Here is a 17,173-nt window from a genome sequence, read left to right as displayed (position 1 = left end):
CTCCCACGTCTGACGAACAGGGATGCAGGACCCGGATACAGCACCACCCCGGGCCTAGCAAGCAAGGTAAGGCTAACCTAAGCTATCTCAAGCCTCTGTCGGAACCCCTTCCCCGCGGGAGCCCCGACGGAACGGCTCGACCCGACAACCCGACAACCCGATTCGGCGACTCGACGACTCGACGACTCGACGACTCGACGACTCGACAGAACGACAGGATGGTGCGCTCGGTGCGCAGATCACGCCTCACGGGCGCCCTTCTCTCCGCCATTGCCCTTGCCCTGGTCGCCACCGGCTGCGGCGGCGACAGTACGAAGGCGGCCGACGCGAAGCGGAACCCGTCGCCCACGGCCGCCGCCGACCGGGTGGAACCGCTGACCGGCCCGCCCGCGCCCCGGCTGCCCGTCACCGTCAACTCCGCCGACGGCAGGAAGGTCACGGTCGCCTCGGCCGACCGGATCGTGCCGCTGACCGGTTCGCTGAGCGAGATCGTCTTCACGCTCGGCCTCGGCGAGCGGGTCGTCGCCCGCGATATCACCGCCACCTTCGAACAGGCCGCGAACCTGCCGGTGGTGACCAGGGCGCACGATGTCTCGGCGGAGGGCGTGCTGTCGCTCAGGCCGACGCTCGTCCTCGCCGACACCACCACGGGCCCCGCCGAGGCCATCGGCCAGATCCGGGACGCGGGCATTCCACTGGTCGTCGTCGACCCGGCGAAGAGCCTCGCCGATGTCGGGACCCGGATCGACGCGGTGGCCGGCGCGCTGGGCGTGCCGACGGCGGGCGCCGAGCTGAGGAAACGTACGGAGGACCGGATCGACGCCGTACGCGAGGAGATCCCGGCGGGCGGGCAGGACGGCGGGAAGCCGCGCGTGGCCTTCCTCTATCTGCGCGGCTCCGCCTCCGTCTATCTGCTCGGCGGCCGTGATTCCGGGGCGAGTTCACTGCTGGAGGCGGCCGGCGCGGTCGACGCGGGCAAGGAGTCGGGGCTGACCAAGGACTTCACCGCGATCACGAGCGAGGCACTGGCGAAGGCCGCGCCCGACGCCATCCTCGTCATGACCAAGGGGCTCGACTCGGTGGGCGGGATGGACGGCCTGGTGACGATCCCCGGGGTCGCCGAGACACCGGCGGGAATGGACCGCAGGGTCGTCGCGGTCGACGACGGGGTGCTGCTGAACTACGGCCCGCGTACGGACGAGGTACTGCGGTCGATCATCACGCAGCTGTACGCGAACGGGAAGTGACGCGATGTCGGCGTTCACCGCGCACGAGCCGGCGCCCGCGGAAGAGGATCCGGGCGATCCCCCGTCCGGCGCCGGGACCCCCGCGCAGGGGCGACCGCGACCGCGACTGCGACGGCGACTGCGACGGCGACTGCCCGGGAGCACCACCGTGCTGACCGCCGGGCTGCTCGGCGCGCTCGTCGTCCTCTGTCTGCTCTCCGCCGGGATCGGCGCGTACCACATCCCTCTCGGGGACGTCCTCGCCTCCGTACAGCACAGGGCCGGGCTCGGCGGCGCGGCACTCGACCGGGTCGGCGAGAGCGTCCTGTGGAACGTACGGCTGCCCCGCGTCGTCCTCGCGCTCCTCGTCGGCGCCTCGCTCGGCTGCGCGGGGGCGCTGATGCAGGGCGTGTTCGGCAATCCGCTGGCGGAGCCCGGTGTCATCGGCATCTCGTCGGGCGCCGCGGTCGGCGCGGTCGCCTCGATCGCGCTGGGGCTGGGTTTCCTCGGCAACTGGACGGTGACGGTCTGCGCGTTCGTGGCCGGGCTCGCGACGGTGCTGCTGGTGTACGCGCTGTCCCGCTCGGGCGGCCGTACGGAAGTGGTCACGCTCATCCTCACCGGCATCGCGGTGAACGCGTTCGCCGGGGCGCTGATCGGGCTCTTCATCTTCTTCGCGGACAACGCGCAGATCACCCAGATCACCTTCTGGCAGCTCGGTTCGCTGGCCCAGGCGACCTGGCCCAAGGTGCTCGCGGTGCTGCCGTGCGCGCTGGCCGGTCTGGCCCTGGCGCCCTTCTACGCACGGCGGCTGGACCTCCTCGCGCTCGGTGAGCGGCCGGCCCGTCATCTGGGGGTGGACGTGGAACGGCTCCGTATGGTGCTGGTGCTGGTCGTCGCGCTGCTCACGGCGGCGGCGGTCGCGGTGGCCGGGATCATCACGTTCGTGGGTCTGCTGGTGCCGCATCTGCTGCGGATGGTGAACGGCCCCGGCCACCGCTTCCTGGTCCCGGGCAGCGCGCTCGGCGGCGCGCTGGTCCTCCTCGCGGGCGACCTGGCGGCCCGTACGGTCGCGGCCCCGGCGGAACTCCCGCTGGGCGTGCTGACCGCGCTCTTCGGCAGCCCGTTCTTCTTCTTGCTGCTGCGCAGGACTCGTCGCAAGCAAGGCGGTTGGGCATGAGCATCCGGAGTCTGTTCGCCGCGCGCGGGCGCGCGCTCCCCGCGCCCGCCGCCCCCGGCACCCCCCTCGCCGAGGTCCGCGGCCTCCATGTCCGGCTCGGACAGCGCGAGGTGCTCCGGGGGGTCGGTCTCGACGCCCGCGCCGGTGAGGTGCTCGCGCTCGTCGGGCCCAACGGGGCCGGGAAGTCGACCCTGCTCGCCGCGCTCGCCGCGGATCTGCGGCCCGACCGCGGTGAGGTACGGATCGCCGGGCGCCCCGCGCACGACTGGTCCGCGTCCGAACTGGCCCTGCGCCGCGCCGTACTCCCCCAGGCCGCCACCCTCTCCTTCCCCTTCCCGGTGGCGGAGGTCGTACGGATGGGCCGGGCGCCCTGGGCCGGCACGGCGCTGGAGGACGAGGACGCGGCCGCCGTCGCCGGGGCGATGGCGGCCACCGAGACCACCGAGTTCGCGCCGCGCCCCTTCTCCGCGCTCTCCGGCGGCGAGCGGGCCCGGGTCGCGCTCGCCCGCGTCCTCGCCCAGCGCGCCCCGCTGCTCCTGCTCGACGAGCCCACCGCCGCGCTCGATCTGCGCCATCAGGAACTGGTCCTGCGGGTCTGCCGGGAGCGCGCGGCGGCGGGCGACGCCGTCGTGGTCGTCCTGCACGATCTGGGGCTCGCCGCCGCCCACGCGGACCGTACGGCCGTACTGCACGACGGGGCCGTCGCCGCCGTGGGGCCGCCCGCCGGTGTCTTCCGCGACGAGTTGCTGAGCCACGTCTACCGCCAGCCCGTCGAGGTCTTCCCGCATCCCCGCACCGGCGTTCCGCTGGTGGTCCCGAAGCGCGCGCGTGACCGGAAGGCGACCTGAAGCCGACCGAGCGTCCGCCGGAAGCCCGCTTCTTGACCCGTGCTTGACCCGGCCTTGGGACGCTCCGGGGACCGCCGTGACCTGCCCGTATCCAGAGCCGGGAGGGAGAGGTGAGTGAGAGGTGAATCACTGCACGACCGGTCACGGCACAGGTAAGCCTCAGCTAAGTTAGGGCCGCCTCACCCCCGCCCGATCCCAGCCCTCGTGGAGCCCGCATGCGACCTGTCCGTCTCTCCGTCGTCACCGCCGCCGCGGCGGTGGCCGCCCTGACCGCCGTGACGGGCTGCGCCGAGAAGAGCGACGCCGCGAAGTCCGGTGACGACGCCGTCCAGGTCACCGCGGCGGACGACTCCTGCGAGGTGTCCAGGAAGGAGTTCCCGGCCGGCCATGTGGAGCTGGCCGTCGAGAACAAGGGCTCCAAGGTCACCGAGGTCTATCTGCTCTTCCCGGACGACCGGATCGTCACCGAGCGCGAGAACATCGGCCCCGGCACGAAGGCCAGGATCACCGCCGAGGTGAAGGCCGGTGCGTACGAGATCGCGTGCAAGCCCGGTATGAAGGGCGACGGCATCCGCCAGAAGGTCACGGTCACCGGCGGCACTGCCGCCGCCGAGCGCAGCCCGGAGATGGACGCCGCGGTCGCCGCGTACCGCACGTACGTCCAGACGCAGGCCGACGAGACGCTGCCGAAGGTCAAGGTCTTCACCGACGCCGTGCGCGCCGGTGATCTCGAAGCCGCGAAGAAGGCGTACGCGCCCTCGCGCATCGGCTGGGAGCGCACCGAGCCGGTCGCCGAGTCCTTCGGTGACATCGACCCGAAGGTCGACGTACGCGCGGACGGCCTGGAGACCGGCCAGAAGTGGACCGGCTGGCACCGGCTGGAGAAGGAACTCTGGCAGGACAAGAAGCTCGGCCCGGACGCCACGGCGCTCGCGGACGCTCTCGACAAGGACCTCGCCGACTGGCAGCGGCGCGTCGGCAGGGCCGAGATCACCCCGACCTCGATGGCCAACGGCGCCAAGGAACTCCTCGACGAGGTCGCCGCGGGCAAGGTCACCGGCGAGGAGGAGCGCTACAGCCACACCGACCTGGTCGACTTCAAGGCCAACGTCGAGGGCGCGTTCCACGCGTACGAACTGCTCAAGCCGGTCGCCTCGAAGAACGACCCGGCGCTGGTGACGGAGCTGGACAAGCGGTTCGCCGCGCTCGACAAGCTGCTCGACACGTACCGCGACGGCCCGGACTCGTACACCTTCACCTCGTACGAGAAGGTCGGCAAGGCGGAGCGCAAGGAGCTCTCGGACGGCGTGAACGCGCTGGCCGAGCCGCTCTCCAAGCTCGCCGCCGCCGTCGTCAAGTAGGCCCGCGCCATGCCCTCCGACGACAGCACACCGGACGGACCGCGCGACGCGGAGACGCCGCCCCCGCCGTCCCGCCGTGCCCTGCTCGGCTGGGGCGGTGCCGGGCTCGCGCTCGGCGCCGCCGCGGCCGGTGGCGCCATGGCGGCCGTACGGGACGGTGACACCGCCGCGCCCGCCGCCGAGTCCGGCGCGGCCGTCCCCTTCCACGGCCGCCACCAGGCCGGGATCGCCACCGACGTCCAGGACCGGCTGCACTTCGCCGCGTTCGACGTGACGACCGGGGACCGCGCGGAACTGGTCCAGCTGCTCAAGGACTGGACCCGCGCCGCCGCGCGGATGACGGCGGGACACGCGGTCGGCGAGGGCGCGTACGGCGGTCTCCCCGAGGCCCCGCCCGACGACACCGGCGAGGCGCTCGGCCTCAAGCCGTCCCGGCTCACGCTCACCGTCGGCTTCGGTCCCGGTCTCTTCGCCAAGGACCGGTTCGGGCTGGCGGAGCGGCGCCCGGCCGCGCTGGTCGAGCTGCCCAGGTTCCCCGGTGACAATCTCGATCCGGCGCGCGGCGGCGGCGATCTCTGTGTCCAGGCCTGCGCGGACGATCCGCAGGTCGCCGTGCACGCGATCCGCAATCTGGCCAGGATCGGCTTCGGGAAGGTCGCGGTGCGCTGGTCGCAGCTCGGCTTCGGCAAGACGTCGTCGACCACGCCCGGCGCCCAGACCCCCCGTAACCTCTTCGGCTTCAAGGACGGCACCAGCAATATCGCGGGCACGGACACCGCCGCGCTGGACCGGCATGTCTGGGTGCCGGACGCGGACGGCCACGGTTGGCTGGCGGGCGGCTCGTATCTGGTGGCCCGCCGGATCTCGATGCGGATCGAGACCTGGGACCGTACCTCCCTCCAGGAGCAGGAGGACGTCTTCGGCCGGGACAAGGGCGAGGGCGCGGCGGTCGGCAAGGCCCGCGAGCACGACAAGCCCAACCTGAAGGCGATGCTGCCGACCTCGCATGTGCGGCTGGCGCATCCGGACTCCCACCACGGGGCGCGGATGCTGCGCCGCGGCTACTCCTTCACGGACGGTACGGACGGCCTCGGCCGGCTCGACGCGGGGCTGTTCTTCCTGGCGTACCAGCGCGACGTACGGGACGCGTTCATCCCCGTACAGCGCTCCCTGGCGCGCTCCGACGCGCTCAACGAATACATCCAGCACGTGGGTTCAGCGGTCTTCGCGATCCCGCCGGGCGTCCGGGACACGGACGACTGGTGGGGCCGGGCCCTGTTCTCCTGACATCGGGAAGGGAGTTCCGGCGTGTTCGGAAACTATCTGATCGGTCTGCGCGAGGGCCTTGAGGCCAGTCTCGTGGTCTGCATCCTCGTCGCGTATCTGGTCAAGACGGAGCGGCGCGACGCGCTGCGCCCCGTCTGGCTCGGGATCGGGGTCGCCGTCGTCATCGCGCTCGCTTTCGGCTTCGGGCTCGAATTCGGCTCGCAGGAGCTGACGTTCGAGGCGCAGGAGGCGCTGGGCGGTTCGCTGTCGGTCCTCGCGGTGGCGCTGGTGACCTGGATGGTCTTCTGGATGCGGCGTACGGCACGGCATCTGAGGACGGAACTGCACGGCCGGCTGGACGCGGCGCTCCGGATGGGTACGGGCGCGCTGGTCGCGACGGCGTTCCTGGCCGTGGGCCGGGAGGGCCTGGAGACGGCGCTGTTCGTCTGGGCGTCCGTACGCGCCTCTTCGGACGGCAGCCACGCGCCGCTGATCGGCGTGCTGCTCGGTATCGCCAGCGCGGTGGTGCTCGGCTGGCTCTTCTACCGGGGCGCGCTGCGCATCAATCTGGCCACGTTCTTCACCTGGACCGGCGGGATGCTGGTGATCGTCGCGGCCGGTGTGCTCGCGTACAGCGTCCATGACCTCCAGGAGGCGCGCTTCCTGGGCGGCCTGTCCAGCAAGGCGTTCGACATCAGTACGACGATCCCGCCGGACAGCTGGTACGGCACGCTGCTCAAGGGCGTCTTCAACTTCCAGCCGGACCCGACGGTCCTTCAGGTCACCGTCTGGTGCCTGTATCTGGTCCCGACGCTCGCGCTGTTCCTGGCGCCGGTAGGGTTGGGGCCGGTCAGTCGGGGTCAAGGAGCAGAGGCGGCCGATGAGCAGGCGGGGAAGGCCGATTCGGGCAGCGGCGGGGCTCGCGACGGCGATGGTGCTGTCGCTGACGGCGAGCGGATGCGTGACGGTGCACGGGGAGCTGGCGGTACTGCCGTCGGCGGACCGGAATGAGGCCGCGCGCGCACTGAAGGATTTCACCGACGCGTACAACGCGGCGGACAAGGCGTACGATCCGGCGCTCGACGCGGCCCGGGTGACCGGCGCGCTGGGCGCGATCAACCAGGCCGGTCTCAAGGCGCGCAGCATCACGAACCCGGACGGCAACCCGGCGCATCAGCCGCTGGAGCTGACCGACGCGCGGTTCACGATCCCCAAGAAGGCGGGCTGGCCGCGCTGGTTCGTCGCGGACACCGACAGCAACCGCGACGCGGACGACAGCGGCCCGCAGGACACGCGCTGGGTGCTGGTCTTCGTACGCAACGGGCCCGACGACCGGTGGAAGGTGCCGTATCTGACGATCCTGGCCGCCGACGAGGTCCCGGAGTTCGCGACCGACAAGGACGGCTGGGGCGAACCGGTGGCCCCGGACAGCGAGGCGCTGGCGGTGGCACCGGGGAAGCTGAGCGAGGCGTACGCCTCGTATCTGCGTGACGGTACGGCGAAGACCTTCGCGGACGGGCCGCACACGGACGGCTGGCGGGAGACGCGCGAGAAGAACGCGCGGCTGCCCGGCCTGGTCACGCAGTACGTCGACCAGCCGCTCGACAAGGGCGACTTCGCCCCGCTGGGGCTGACGACGAAGGACGGCGGCGCTCTGGTCTTCTTCGCCACGCGGTATTTCGAGCGGCAGACGGGCGCGAAGGGTGTCACGCCCGGGGCGAACGCGGACGTGAGGGCGCTGATGACGGGCCAGATACGGAACACGCTCACGAAGGAGTGGGTCTCCAGCCAGGTGGCGCTGGTCCCGCGCGCCGGGACGGACACGCCGACGGTGGAGGTGGCGAGCCGCCTTCAGGGGGTCACGGCGGCGAAGGGGTCGTAGGAACCTGTAAGGGGTCGCAGGAACCTGTAAGCGTAGGACCTTAAGGGGTCGTAAGGGGCGGTCACGCGGGCAGGGCGACGAGAGGGCCGGGCCGCCTCGTGCCGTCGGCCGGTCAGCCGGTCAGGCCGTAAGCCGGTCAGGCCGTGAGCCGCCCAGCGGTCCTCGACTGGTCAGCGGTCCGGTCCGGCGGTCCTCGGCCGGTCACCTGTCAGCGGCCAACGGCGGCTGTTAACGGCTACCAGCGGCCCGCGGTCGCAACGGCTACCAGCGACCCAGCCGTCGTAACGGCTGTCAGCGGCCCAGCGGCCAGGCCACCGCGTGCGGGTCCAGCTCACCGTTCTCGCCCGCGTACCGGGCACAGGCGTCGGTCAGGGTCTCCAGCAGCGTCAGCGGATCCGGCAGCGGGTGCTCGGGGCCGCGCAGCCACCGCACCGACAGCTCGCCGGGCAACTGGGCCGGGGGTACGAGCACATAGCTGCCCCGGCAGTGCCAGCGCAGCCCCGGGTGCTCGTCCATCGTCTCGGGGTGGCAGTCCAGCTCGCAGGGCCACCACTCGTCCTCGTCCTCGGGGGTGCCCCGGGTCGCGGTGAAGAAGAGCATCCGGTCGCCGCCGGAGTCCGCCACCGGCCCGACGTCGATGCCCTGTTCGAGCAGCCGCTCCAGCGCCCGGCTGCCCGCTTCGAGCGGTACGTCGAGAACGTCGTGGATCATGCCGGTCGCGGTGATGAAGTTGGCCTCGGGCTGGTTGCGCGCCCATCGCTCGATCTGCGCGCGATCGGTCGTGGACTGGGTCTGCCAGGCGAAGGACAGGGGGTGTCTGGCCGGGGTGGGACAGCCGATCCGTTCACAGGAACATCGGTAGCCGACGGGGTGGGCGGCGGGCGAGACGGGCATACCGGCAGCCGCGACAGCGAGCAGCAGCGCCTCCCGGCCGGCCACGTCCCCGTCGAACGCGGAGCCGCCGGCGCTCTTCTTGGGGCGCCTGCGCAGCCACTGGGGAATCCTGCTCTCCGTGCCGCGGTAGCGGCCGAAATCGTCGCCCATCGATCCCCTCACACCTCATGCTCGTCCCTGCGGACTCTCCCCATGGTCCCACCATCCTGCTCCCCGGGTGGCCGCGAGCCCTCACCGGGGTCTGGGGAGTGGTCCGCCACCGCGGAGTGAATCGCGGCCTATGCGGCGATATATGGCCCCGTACGGGGGCTCCGGGACCGGTGGTTTTCACCACACCCGCCCCGGATGCATCGACGCGCCCCCGCGCGCCCCCCGGCGCCCGGACGGTCCGGGACGCCCGGACAGCGTCCCGGGGACCCCCGGCGGCGCCCTGGCACTCAGTGCCGTTCGGACGGCCTCGGGGCCAGCCCGTACAGCGCGTACTCGACGATCGTGTCGGCGTACGCGTGCGTCAGCGGAAGCGTGCGCAGCAGCCAGCGATGGGCGACGGGACCGACCAGCAGCTCCAGGGCGATACGGGGATCGAGGTCCTGCCGCGCCTCCCCGGCCTCCTGGGCGGCTCGCAGCCGCCTCACATAGAGCTGGAGCTGCGGTTCGAGCATCGTCTTCGCGAATTCGACGCCCAGTTCGGCGTTGATGATCCCCTCGGCGGCGAGCGCGCGGGAGGGCACCTCGTACTTCGGGTCGTTCATCTCGTCGACCGTGGCGCGCAGGACCAGCTTGAGATCGGCCTCCAGGTCGCCCGTGTCGGGGATCTCGTGGATCCCCTCCCCGCCGTCCGCCTCGCGTGCCGCCTGTTCGGTGAGGTCGAGGAAAGCTTCCAGCAGCACGGCGCCCTTGGAGGGCCACCAGCGGTAGATCGTCTGCTTGCCGACTCCGGCGCGGGCCGCGATGCCCTCGATCGTCGTCCTGCCGTAGCCGACCTCGCCCACCAGGGCGAGGGCCGCGTCATAGATCGCCCGGCGTGAACGCTCACTGCGCCGGGTGGAGTCGGGTGCACCGCTGTCAGTCATGGCATCAATCTACAACCGGGGAGGCGATACGTATCGTCTCGCATACGGTCGCGTACGTCGTGCGCGGAACCACCCGAACGGTTGACAGCGCGCGGGCCCCGGGAAGCGGACCATGGCTTCACGCACACCACGCTTCCCCCTACACGCACAACGCACACACACCACATGTGCCCCGCAGCCTCGCAGTCCCGCAAGCCCCGCAGCCTCGCAGTCCCCGCACCAACGCAGCAACGCAGCTCGTGAGGAGCCCCCCTTGCCTCGTGACGCCTCGCCCCGCCGCTATCTCATGTGCCCGCCGCACCACTTCGCGGTGACGTACTCGATCAATCCCTGGATGAACCCGGCGAAGCCGGTGGACCTGCCGCTGGCCCTGGCCCAGTGGGAGGACCTCCGCGACCGCTACACGGCGCTCGGCCACACCGTCGCGCTGCTGGACCCCGACCCCGACCTGCCGGACATGGTCTTCGCCGCGAACGGCGCCACGGTCATCGACGGCCGCGTCCTCGGCGCCCGCTTCGCCCACCCGGAGCGGCACCACGAGGCGGAGGCGCACCTGAACTGGTTCCGCGCCCACGGCTACGCCGACATCCGCGAGCCGGTGCACATCAACGAGGGCGAGGGCGACTTCGCCGTCACCGCCACATATCTGCTGGCCGGACGCGGCTTCCGGTCCAGCCCGCTCTCGCACGACGAGGCACAGGAGTTCTTCGGCCGGCCGGTGATCGGCCTCGATCTGGTCGACCCGCGCTACTACCACCTGGACACGGCCCTCTGCGTACTGGACGACGCGGCCGACGAGATCATGTACTACCCCGACGCCTTCTCCCCCGGCAGCCGTGCCGTACTCGCCCGCCTCTTCCCCGACGCCCTCATCGCCGAAGAACCGGACGCGGCGGCACTCGGACTGAACGCGGTGAGCGACGGCCGCCACGTACTGCTCCCCCAGAGCGCCGCCGGCCTCTTCGCCCCGCTGCGCGACCGGGGGTTCGAGCCGCTGGGCATCGACCTCGGGGAACTGCTCAAGGGCGGCGGCAGCGTGAAGTGCTGCACACAGGAGCTACGGGCCTGACGTCGACGAGACGAAGTGCGCACGCAGACCCGGTCGCCGCCGCGACCGGGCGCGCGCTCCTGCCGCGGACGGATCACGGCACTGCCGGGCGCATTACACCTGGTGTTCCGGCGCGCGGAGCAATCGTCAATCCTTTCGCACGGCAGCGCCGCCAGTCGAACCCCCACCTCGGGGTTGAGCCGCGCCGAGTGCGGTTGGGGGGCTGCGTCTTTCGGCTCGCGCCGCGGGTCTTGGCCGAACGGAAGAAGCGGCCCGTCGACATCCAGGAACAGCAACGGGCGTTTCACCTGATCGGTCATGCTGCACTGACCTCCTCGCGCTCGATCTCGATGAGGACGCCCCGCTCCGAGCGGTCCCCGGCACACACGCGGGTGACCAAGTGTGGCGCGTGGACCGCCTCGGGGAACTTCGCGCTGTAGAGCCTGCCGAACATCTTGACAGCCGCCTCGGCGTGGCCGCGGTGGTGACCTGCCGGGGCTGGTGATAGCCGTTACGGACCACCGCGCGGCGCGAGGAACTCGCACATCCAACGAGATCAGACTCGAATCACTCCCCGAAGTAGTGCGGGAATATATGAGCGACCTGCGTGCGTGATCGGACCATGGAGGCCACCCAGGGCGGCCGACACAGTGCCCCGTCGAATAGACTTTGGGGATCCCCGGCGCCGAGGAACATTACTGCCATGACCCATCCATGGATTGACCTGGTAAGAAATTCAGATCCGCTCACCGCCCTCTATTCAACAGTTCCCCCTCTCAGCTCCGTCAGGCTGCGGTCGATCCACCTCAATTGGCGTGGCCCCACCCTGACACTTCGGATCGACCTCCCCTCCTTTCCGGATAACGCACCGGCCGACTGGGCGGAGTCAGGAAACGACACGTTCCAGTGTCACCTTCAGTTCTTGGCGGTCGATCATTTCAAAATGTGCGCATGGGCACCTCCCGCTGTTGTCGGTATCTCCACTTCGCCAGCCGATGACCACAGGATCTCCGTTACCGCCACGGGAGAAAGGACGACATTTTCTTTCGACAGCAGCGACTCGATCCTCGTCGGCCATATGAGCGCCTTCGCTGCTGGTGAAAACGGGCAGGACACCGGCCCGCGTCACTTCCTGGGGCGAGTCGACTCACGACGTTTCAGGTCCCTTCCCGATACTTACGAGAAGACCTTCTATGAGCACCTCTGACTGGCCGTCCTTCCTGGACAATCCACAGGACATCCGCAACCTGTACGACCAGGAACCGGATCTCAACTCATGCGACCTGTTCTCTTTCCTTATGGATGAGCGCGGGACCAGTATCACCTTGGGATTCGAGACCTCTTACATGCCGCAACACAGGCACCACGAAGAGGAGCCCCCGCGAGCCAATTCCTTCGAGTTCTACCTCACGTTCCGCGATGTGCGGCAGGTGAACATCAAGGGATGGAACGGCCCCGCCGGCAAGGACATTACATTCACGCACGACCTCAATGGCGCCATCCTGGCGACAATCGAATCGAGAGAAACCTCTGTAGCCTTTCAGGCCACATCACTTTCACTCACCACATCACGCGTGAGCCTTACATCAAGAAACGACTAGGGACAGGGGCCCATGGCCACGGCCACACATGACAGCGGCAGTCCACGGTGGGCGGAAACCCTTGAAGCATGCGGCCTGACCGTCCTCGGCAACGAAGTTCCCGCAACGGCCCCATCAGTCCTCGCCGCCATCCACGCGGTAGCAGGAATCAACGTCGAGCCGGCCGTTTCGGTACGGGCGAGGGGGGAATTGGATCGTCAATGGTATGCACTGATCTCCGGATCACTTCGGACTCCAAGCAATGACGAATTTTTCATCCTGCCGCCCGTAAAGGGAGGCAGCAAAATCGGATGGGTCCGCGTCAAGAATTCCGGGGGAACCGATCTTCCCTCCCGCATCGCCGACGCGACGGGCTCGCCGGAATTCCTGACGCTCTCCGCGGACGGCCGTAATTTGTTCGCGATTTCGGTCGAAGATGACGAGTACTGGATTGTCGTCCACACATTCGAGTGACGTGCGAGCCAGCGGACAGATGCCACAGCAAGTAGTCCAGTCGCAGATCGCGATCCGGCGGCCCGCGCCTCCCCCTGCGGCGCCAACCGGCTGAAACGCCGGCGCCCTCAGACCTCCGGAAGGGAAGGATCGGGCGTCCAGGGAGATGGCGCGGCGATGGCCCACCGTTCGTGGTCGCGCCAGGCACCGTCGATGTAGAGATAGGCGGGCGACAGGCCCTCGTAGCGAAAGCCCAGGCGCTGAGCCAAGGCCAAAGACGCCTTGTTCTCCGGCTGGATGTTCGCCTCCAGCCGGTGGAGCCGCAGGTCGTTGAAGGCGTGGTGCAGGGCGGCGGTGAGACCTTCTGTCATGTAACCCCGCCCCGCGGACGGGGCGAAGGCCGCGTAGCCGAGGGACGCGCCCTGGTAACGGCCTCGGATGATCGAGTTGATGTTGACCATGCCGGCGGCCGCACCGGTCTCCTGAACGCGGATCACGAAGCCCCGGTTGGTGCCGTCCTCGAAGCGGCGCATCCAGCTCTGGAACTCCTCCGCGGTCGCGGGCAGTTGCATCCACGGCCCGTGGAGTTCGGCGCTGGCCCTCACGAGCGAGCAGAACTCGTCCTGGTCGGCGAGGGTGAGCGGGCACAGTTCGACCCGTGACGGCGTAGTGGACATGGCCCCATGTTAGGACCGCTTCCGGACAGACAAGTGGTCAAGGGCTGGGTGTGGTCCAGGCTCCACGGCCCGGCCTTCGACCACTGAGCGGACCGCCGGCGGGACGTGGTTCCCCGCGCCAGCCCTACCTGGCCCGGTAGGCCCGGAGAAACGTCCGCACTCCCTCGACGATGAGCGGCGGGACGCGGGCGTCCTCCACCGCGTTCGCCGAACCGAACCTGTTGAGCGCGACCCCGAAGGTCAGCGCGATGAACTGGTCGGCCGCGAGCCGGGCGTCGGGGACGTCGAGCAGCCCGGCCGCGGCGAAGGCGGCGAAGCGCTCGGCAAGTGCCTCGTCGGGGGTGTCGGCCATGGAGTTCTCGCCCCGGTGGCCGGCTTCCGCCCGGACCAGTCGTTGCAGCGTCGCGTACTCCGCCGAGCCGAGCATGTCGGTCGCGATGCGCATCGAGAACGTGACCAGGACGTCCTCGAGGTCGGCGGCTTCGATCGGGTGGGTGAGGGTGTCGTCGAGAATGCCCCGGATCGTGGTGATCAGTGACTGGCCGACGGCGTCGACGACTGCTTGCAGCAGCGTCTGCTTGTCGCCGTAGTAGTCGTAGACCGTCCGCTTGGACACCTCGGCCCGTGCGGCGACCGCGTCGACGCTGGTCCGGTCGAAGCCGTCGGCGAGGAACAGTTCCCGGGCCGCGGAGAGGATGGCGGCCCGCTTCCGCGTGGACCCCTCGCGCAGCGTCTTCGTGGTCGGCATGGCCGTATCCTAACCCGACTTTACTGCACGGTGTAGTGTAATTTCTGTTGAGGAGCGGCCGTCCCGGGTTCACCCGCCGGACGGCCTCGGACCTGTCCACCACACCACGTGCACACCGAGCCCCGCGTGAATGACCACTGGGTCCGCGCCGGGCCCGGCAGGGCGGCAGCGTCAGGAGAGCCGCCGACCCCTTGCTCACCCGGCGACGAAGTGGCCACGTAACAAAGGACGTTCATGACTACAACCCTGTCTCCCCCGGTCCGCGTCGGGAAAGCCGCTGTCGGGGCGCTCGGCATGCTGGCAGCCGCCACCGGGGCACTGGAGTCGGTGGTGACACCGACACTCCCGCTGCTGCAACGCGAGTTATCGATGAGCCCTGCCCAAGGGGCGTTACTCAGCATCACGATGCTCATCACCGGTGCTCTCATCACGCCCATCGCGGGCAGCCTCGGTGACCGCTACGGCGGGAAACGGGTCATGCTCCGGCTGATGGCGGTGGTCTCGGCCGGTGGTCTGGTGTCCTCGCTGGCACCGAACCTGCCGGTGCTGCTGCTCGGTCAGGTACTGGAGGGCGCGATGGTGGGCGCGATGCCGCTCTCGTTCATCCTGGTACGCAAGCACCTCCCGGCGGGGCAGTCCCAGGTGGCCATCGGGACGGTCAGCGGGTTGTTCGTGGGCGGCGGCATGCTGGGAACACTGATGGCCGGGCCCCTCGCGGAAGGGCTGTCCCGGCACTGGATGTTCGCGATACCGACGCTCGCGGTCGTCGTGGCGACCCTGTGCGTCCACAGGCTGATGCCGAACGATCCGCCGGCCCGGTCGGACGCCAGGATCGACTGGCCCGGTCTGGTTCTCCTGAGCGGCGTTCTGCTGACGCTCATGCTCGGGCTCTCGATGGCGCCCGAGTTCGGCGGCCGGCCACTCACGCTCGGCGCCCTCGTCGTGCTCCTGGCCCTCCTCGTGACCGGCTGGGTCTTCGTCGAACGCCGGTCCCCCTGGCCGATGGTCGATCTGCGCCTGGTGGCGAAGCCCGCGATATGGAGCTCCTATGTGGTCACATTCGCCGTCTGCGTAGGCACCTCGGTGTCGATGTATCTCGTTCCGCAGCTGTTCGCGGTGTCCGCCGACGGGTACGGGTTCGGGGCCGATGCCACCGACATCGGGCGGTACCTGTTGCCCGGCGCCGTCACGGCGGCGATCAGCGGGCCGCTCGGCGGGGCAGCGGCGCGGCGTTTCGGCTCACGTGCCGTGGTCACTGCCGGAATCGGCGTCATGACGGCCACGTTGGTCTCCCTGGCGTTCCTGCACAGCGAGGTCTGGCACCTGATGGCCGGCAAGGCACTGATCGCCCTGGCCAGTGGTGTCTGCATCACGGCGATGGTCGTCAAGACCGCCACCTCCGTCGATCACGACAGCACCGGCACCGCCACCAGCCTGGTGCTGGTGACCCGCGTGATCGGCTTCGCCGCGGGCGCGCAGATCAGCGGTGCCTTCCTCACCGCCGGGACCCTCCCCGGGATGGACGTCCCGGCCGAATCGGCCTTCGTCACCGGCTTCGTCATCGCCGGCGTCGTCACGGCGCTGTCCCTGCTTGTCGTCCGCACCATGGGCAAAGGAGTCAAGGCATGACCCGTACCGGTCAGTTGACGGACATCCGTACCGCGCCGAGGCGCGAGGTCCTGATATCGGGGGCCGGCATCGCGGGTCCCGCCCTCGCGTTCTGGCTGAACCGCTACGGATACGCGGTCACGGTGGTGGAGAAGGCGGACACACCACGGAGCGGCGGATACCCCATCGACGTGCGCGGCACCGCACTGGAGGTCGTCCGGAGGATGGGGATCCTGCCACAGCTGCGGGACGCGCACATCGACTCGCGTCGGTTCACCTTCCTCGACGGGGACGGTGGCGAGGTCGCCTCGGTCAACCCGCATACCGTCGGCGGCAGTGCCGAGGGACGGGACCTCGATGTGCGGGACCTCGAAGTGCGGCGAGGGGATCTGACCGACGCTCTGTACACAGCGGTACGTGACGACGTGGAGTTCCTGTTCAACGACTCCATCGAGACCCTCGACCAGTCCGACCAGTCCGGCCGGTCCAGCCAGTCCAGCCGGTCCAGCCGGTCCGGCCGGTCCAGCCGGTCCAGCCGGTCCGGCCACGGGGTCGACGTCACCTTCCGCGGAGGCGGCAGGCGTACGTTCGACATGGTGTTCGGTGCGGACGGTCTGCACTCACGGACCCGGCAGTCCCTGTTCGGCCCCGAGGAGCAGTTCCACCGGTACCTCGGGTACTGCTTCGCCGTGTTCACCATGCCCAACACCTTCGCCCTCTCCCACGAGATCATGATGTGGAACACCCCGGGCAGAGCCGCCGCTCTCTACGCCGTAGGGGACGACGACGAAGTGCACGCCTTCCTGAACTTCGCCCGGCCCGCACCACCATCCGGCGCGTTCCGCGATCCAGAAGCCCAACGGGACCTGGTCGCCGCGGTCTTCGCCGACGCGGGATGGGAAGTCCCCAACATGATCGCCGCCATGCGCGACGCGGATGATCTGTTCATCGACGTCGTCAGCCAGATCCGCATGCCTCGCTGGTCCCGCGGCAGGGTCGCGCTGGTGGGCGACGCCGCGTACGCACCCTCGTTCCTCACCGGTCAGGGCACCAGCCTCGCGCTCGTCGGCGCGTACATGCTCGCCGGTTCCCTGGCCGGCCGGGACGCCGCCGAGGGCTTCGCCGCCTACGAACACCACACCCGTGAGTTCGTGACCGTGAACCAGGAGCAGATCGGCGAGGGCGATGCCGCGCTCTTCCCCACCACCGCTCGGGCCCTGGAGCGGCGCAACGACATGCTGCGCACACTCGGCACCATGCCCCCCGCGGAGGGACGGCCGGCCCACTCGGCCCTCACCCTGCCCGAGTTCACGCCCCCGAGGTAGCTCC

The 17,173-nt window shown here is 69.9% G+C and carries 17 protein-coding genes and 1 pseudogene; 13 read left to right on the top strand and 5 right to left on the bottom strand.

Annotated features, from left to right (window positions below; all coding sequences use genetic code 11):
* Window positions 1–218: 218 nt before the first annotated feature.
* The 7 genes from ACIOGX_RS08380 (at window position 219) to ACIOGX_RS08350 (ending at window position 7,763) form a co-directional block, all read left to right on the top strand.
* On the top strand, window positions 219–1,247 hold the full coding sequence (locus ACIOGX_RS08380) for a hemin ABC transporter substrate-binding protein (RefSeq protein ID WP_401911334.1): 1,029 nt from the start codon (window positions 219–221) through the stop codon (window positions 1,245–1,247).
* A 4-nt stretch (window positions 1,248–1,251) separates the two neighbouring features.
* A complete protein-coding gene (locus tag ACIOGX_RS08375; RefSeq protein WP_401911331.1) occupies window positions 1,252–2,406 on the top strand; it encodes a FecCD family ABC transporter permease in 1,155 nt (384 codons plus the stop codon).
* Window positions 2,403–3,254, top strand: coding sequence for a heme ABC transporter ATP-binding protein (locus ACIOGX_RS08370; protein WP_401911328.1), 852 nt, complete (start codon window positions 2,403–2,405; stop codon window positions 3,252–3,254). Before ACIOGX_RS08375 ends, ACIOGX_RS08370 begins: the two co-directional genes overlap by 4 nt.
* A gap of 215 nt (window positions 3,255–3,469) precedes the next feature.
* A complete protein-coding gene (gene efeO / locus ACIOGX_RS08365; RefSeq protein WP_356506937.1) occupies window positions 3,470–4,615 on the top strand; it encodes an iron uptake system protein EfeO in 1,146 nt (381 codons plus the stop codon).
* Window positions 4,616–4,624: 9 nt separating this feature from the next.
* Window positions 4,625–5,902 carry an iron uptake transporter deferrochelatase/peroxidase subunit gene (gene efeB / locus ACIOGX_RS08360; RefSeq protein ID WP_401911324.1) on the top strand — a complete coding sequence of 426 codons (1,278 nt, stop codon included), beginning with the start codon at window positions 4,625–4,627 and terminating at the stop codon, window positions 5,900–5,902.
* Between the two features lie 21 nt (window positions 5,903–5,923).
* A complete protein-coding gene (gene efeU, locus ACIOGX_RS08355; protein ID WP_401911322.1) occupies window positions 5,924–6,892 on the top strand; it encodes an iron uptake transporter permease EfeU in 969 nt (322 codons plus the stop codon).
* A complete protein-coding gene (locus ACIOGX_RS08350; protein WP_356507493.1) occupies window positions 6,813–7,763 on the top strand; it encodes a hypothetical protein in 951 nt (316 codons plus the stop codon). Before efeU ends, ACIOGX_RS08350 begins: the two co-directional genes overlap by 80 nt.
* 291 nt (window positions 7,764–8,054) lie before the next feature.
* Here ACIOGX_RS08350 and ACIOGX_RS08345 read toward each other — a convergent pair whose 3' ends face one another.
* Complete coding sequence (locus tag ACIOGX_RS08345) at window positions 8,055–8,807, bottom strand: bifunctional DNA primase/polymerase (protein ID WP_129771894.1); 753 nt, start codon at window positions 8,805–8,807, stop codon at window positions 8,055–8,057.
* A 287-nt stretch (window positions 8,808–9,094) separates the two neighbouring features.
* Window positions 9,095–9,730, bottom strand: a complete 636-nt coding sequence (locus ACIOGX_RS08340) for a TetR/AcrR family transcriptional regulator (protein WP_401762820.1) — start codon at window positions 9,728–9,730, stop codon at window positions 9,095–9,097.
* Window positions 9,731–9,962: 232 nt separating this feature from the next.
* Here ACIOGX_RS08340 and ddaH point away from each other — a divergent pair.
* A pseudogene (ddaH, locus tag ACIOGX_RS08335) lies at window positions 9,963–10,799 on the top strand (dimethylargininase); the annotation flags it as partial.
* Between the two features lie 295 nt (window positions 10,800–11,094).
* On the opposite strand, the gene ACIOGX_RS08330 reads toward ddaH, so the two are convergent.
* The gene (locus ACIOGX_RS08330; protein WP_401911317.1) at window positions 11,095–11,232 is read right to left on the bottom strand and encodes a hypothetical protein; all 138 of its coding nucleotides are present in this window, start codon (window positions 11,230–11,232) and stop codon (window positions 11,095–11,097) included.
* Window positions 11,233–11,481: 249 nt separating this feature from the next.
* On the opposite strand from ACIOGX_RS08330, the gene ACIOGX_RS08325 reads away from it, so the two are divergent.
* Genes ACIOGX_RS08325 through ACIOGX_RS08315 form a run of 3 tightly spaced genes read left to right on the top strand, consistent with a single transcriptional unit; the run spans window position 11,482 to window position 12,832 of the window.
* Window positions 11,482–11,985: an Imm50 family immunity protein gene (locus ACIOGX_RS08325; RefSeq protein WP_401911314.1), complete on the top strand. Its 504-nt coding sequence runs from the start codon at window positions 11,482–11,484 to the stop codon at window positions 11,983–11,985.
* Window positions 11,972–12,379, top strand: coding sequence for an Imm50 family immunity protein (locus ACIOGX_RS08320; protein ID WP_401911311.1), 408 nt, complete (start codon window positions 11,972–11,974; stop codon window positions 12,377–12,379). The genes ACIOGX_RS08325 and ACIOGX_RS08320 overlap by 14 nt, the downstream gene beginning before the upstream one ends.
* Before the next feature lie 12 nt (window positions 12,380–12,391).
* Window positions 12,392–12,832: a hypothetical protein gene (locus tag ACIOGX_RS08315; RefSeq protein WP_401911308.1), complete on the top strand. Its 441-nt coding sequence runs from the start codon at window positions 12,392–12,394 to the stop codon at window positions 12,830–12,832.
* Window positions 12,833–12,939: 107 nt separating this feature from the next.
* On the opposite strand, the gene ACIOGX_RS08310 is transcribed toward ACIOGX_RS08315, so the two are convergent.
* Complete coding sequence (locus ACIOGX_RS08310; protein ID WP_401762808.1) at window positions 12,940–13,488, bottom strand: GNAT family N-acetyltransferase; 549 nt, start codon at window positions 13,486–13,488, stop codon at window positions 12,940–12,942.
* A 124-nt stretch (window positions 13,489–13,612) separates the two neighbouring features.
* On the bottom strand, window positions 13,613–14,236 hold the full coding sequence (locus tag ACIOGX_RS08305) for a TetR/AcrR family transcriptional regulator (protein WP_356506923.1): 624 nt from the start codon (window positions 14,234–14,236) through the stop codon (window positions 13,613–13,615).
* 234 nt (window positions 14,237–14,470) lie between these two features.
* On the opposite strand from ACIOGX_RS08305, the gene ACIOGX_RS08300 reads away from it, so the two are divergent.
* Together ACIOGX_RS08300 and ACIOGX_RS08295 are read left to right on the top strand one after the other, a co-directional pair.
* Window positions 14,471–15,865, top strand: a complete 1,395-nt coding sequence (locus ACIOGX_RS08300) for an MFS transporter (protein WP_401911304.1) — start codon at window positions 14,471–14,473, stop codon at window positions 15,863–15,865.
* On the top strand, window positions 15,862–17,169 hold the full coding sequence (locus ACIOGX_RS08295; protein WP_401911301.1) for an FAD-dependent monooxygenase: 1,308 nt from the start codon (window positions 15,862–15,864) through the stop codon (window positions 17,167–17,169). Before ACIOGX_RS08300 ends, ACIOGX_RS08295 begins: the two co-directional genes overlap by 4 nt.
* Window positions 17,170–17,173: the final 4 nt, after the last annotated feature.

Source organism: Streptomyces sp. NPDC088147 (assembly GCF_044741565.1).
In the GTDB taxonomy this organism is placed as follows: domain Bacteria; phylum Actinomycetota; class Actinomycetes; order Streptomycetales; family Streptomycetaceae; genus Streptomyces.
This window is presented reverse-complemented; position numbering and strand designations above follow the sequence as displayed.

Bases quoted from the DNA above. Each gene is read 5' to 3' on its own strand.
- ACIOGX_RS08375 (WP_401911331.1), top strand. From the start codon at position 1,252: ATGTCGGCGTTCACCGCGCACGAGCCGGCGCCCGCGGAAGAGGATCCG.
- ACIOGX_RS08345 (WP_129771894.1), bottom strand. From the start codon at position 8,807: ATGGGCGACGATTTCGGCCGCTACCGCGGCACGGAGAGCAGGATTCCC.
- ACIOGX_RS08310 (WP_401762808.1), bottom strand. From the start codon at position 13,488: ATGTCCACTACGCCGTCACGGGTCGAACTGTGCCCGCTCACCCTCGCC.
- ACIOGX_RS08380 (WP_401911334.1), top strand. From the start codon at position 219: ATGGTGCGCTCGGTGCGCAGATCACGCCTCACGGGCGCCCTTCTCTCC.
- ACIOGX_RS08340 (WP_401762820.1), bottom strand. From the start codon at position 9,730: ATGACTGACAGCGGTGCACCCGACTCCACCCGGCGCAGTGAGCGTTCA.
- ACIOGX_RS08325 (WP_401911314.1), top strand. From the start codon at position 11,482: ATGACCCATCCATGGATTGACCTGGTAAGAAATTCAGATCCGCTCACC.
- ACIOGX_RS08300 (WP_401911304.1), top strand. From the start codon at position 14,471: ATGACTACAACCCTGTCTCCCCCGGTCCGCGTCGGGAAAGCCGCTGTC.
- ACIOGX_RS08295 (WP_401911301.1), top strand. From the start codon at position 15,862: ATGACCCGTACCGGTCAGTTGACGGACATCCGTACCGCGCCGAGGCGC.
- ACIOGX_RS08315 (WP_401911308.1), top strand. From the start codon at position 12,392: ATGGCCACGGCCACACATGACAGCGGCAGTCCACGGTGGGCGGAAACC.
- efeO (WP_356506937.1), top strand. From the start codon at position 3,470: ATGCGACCTGTCCGTCTCTCCGTCGTCACCGCCGCCGCGGCGGTGGCC.
- ACIOGX_RS08370 (WP_401911328.1), top strand. From the start codon at position 2,403: ATGAGCATCCGGAGTCTGTTCGCCGCGCGCGGGCGCGCGCTCCCCGCG.
- ACIOGX_RS08320 (WP_401911311.1), top strand. From the start codon at position 11,972: ATGAGCACCTCTGACTGGCCGTCCTTCCTGGACAATCCACAGGACATC.
- ACIOGX_RS08330 (WP_401911317.1), bottom strand. From the start codon at position 11,232: ATGTTCGGCAGGCTCTACAGCGCGAAGTTCCCCGAGGCGGTCCACGCG.
- ACIOGX_RS08350 (WP_356507493.1), top strand. From the start codon at position 6,813: ATGGTGCTGTCGCTGACGGCGAGCGGATGCGTGACGGTGCACGGGGAG.
- ACIOGX_RS08305 (WP_356506923.1), bottom strand. From the start codon at position 14,236: ATGCCGACCACGAAGACGCTGCGCGAGGGGTCCACGCGGAAGCGGGCC.
- efeB (WP_401911324.1), top strand. From the start codon at position 4,625: ATGCCCTCCGACGACAGCACACCGGACGGACCGCGCGACGCGGAGACG.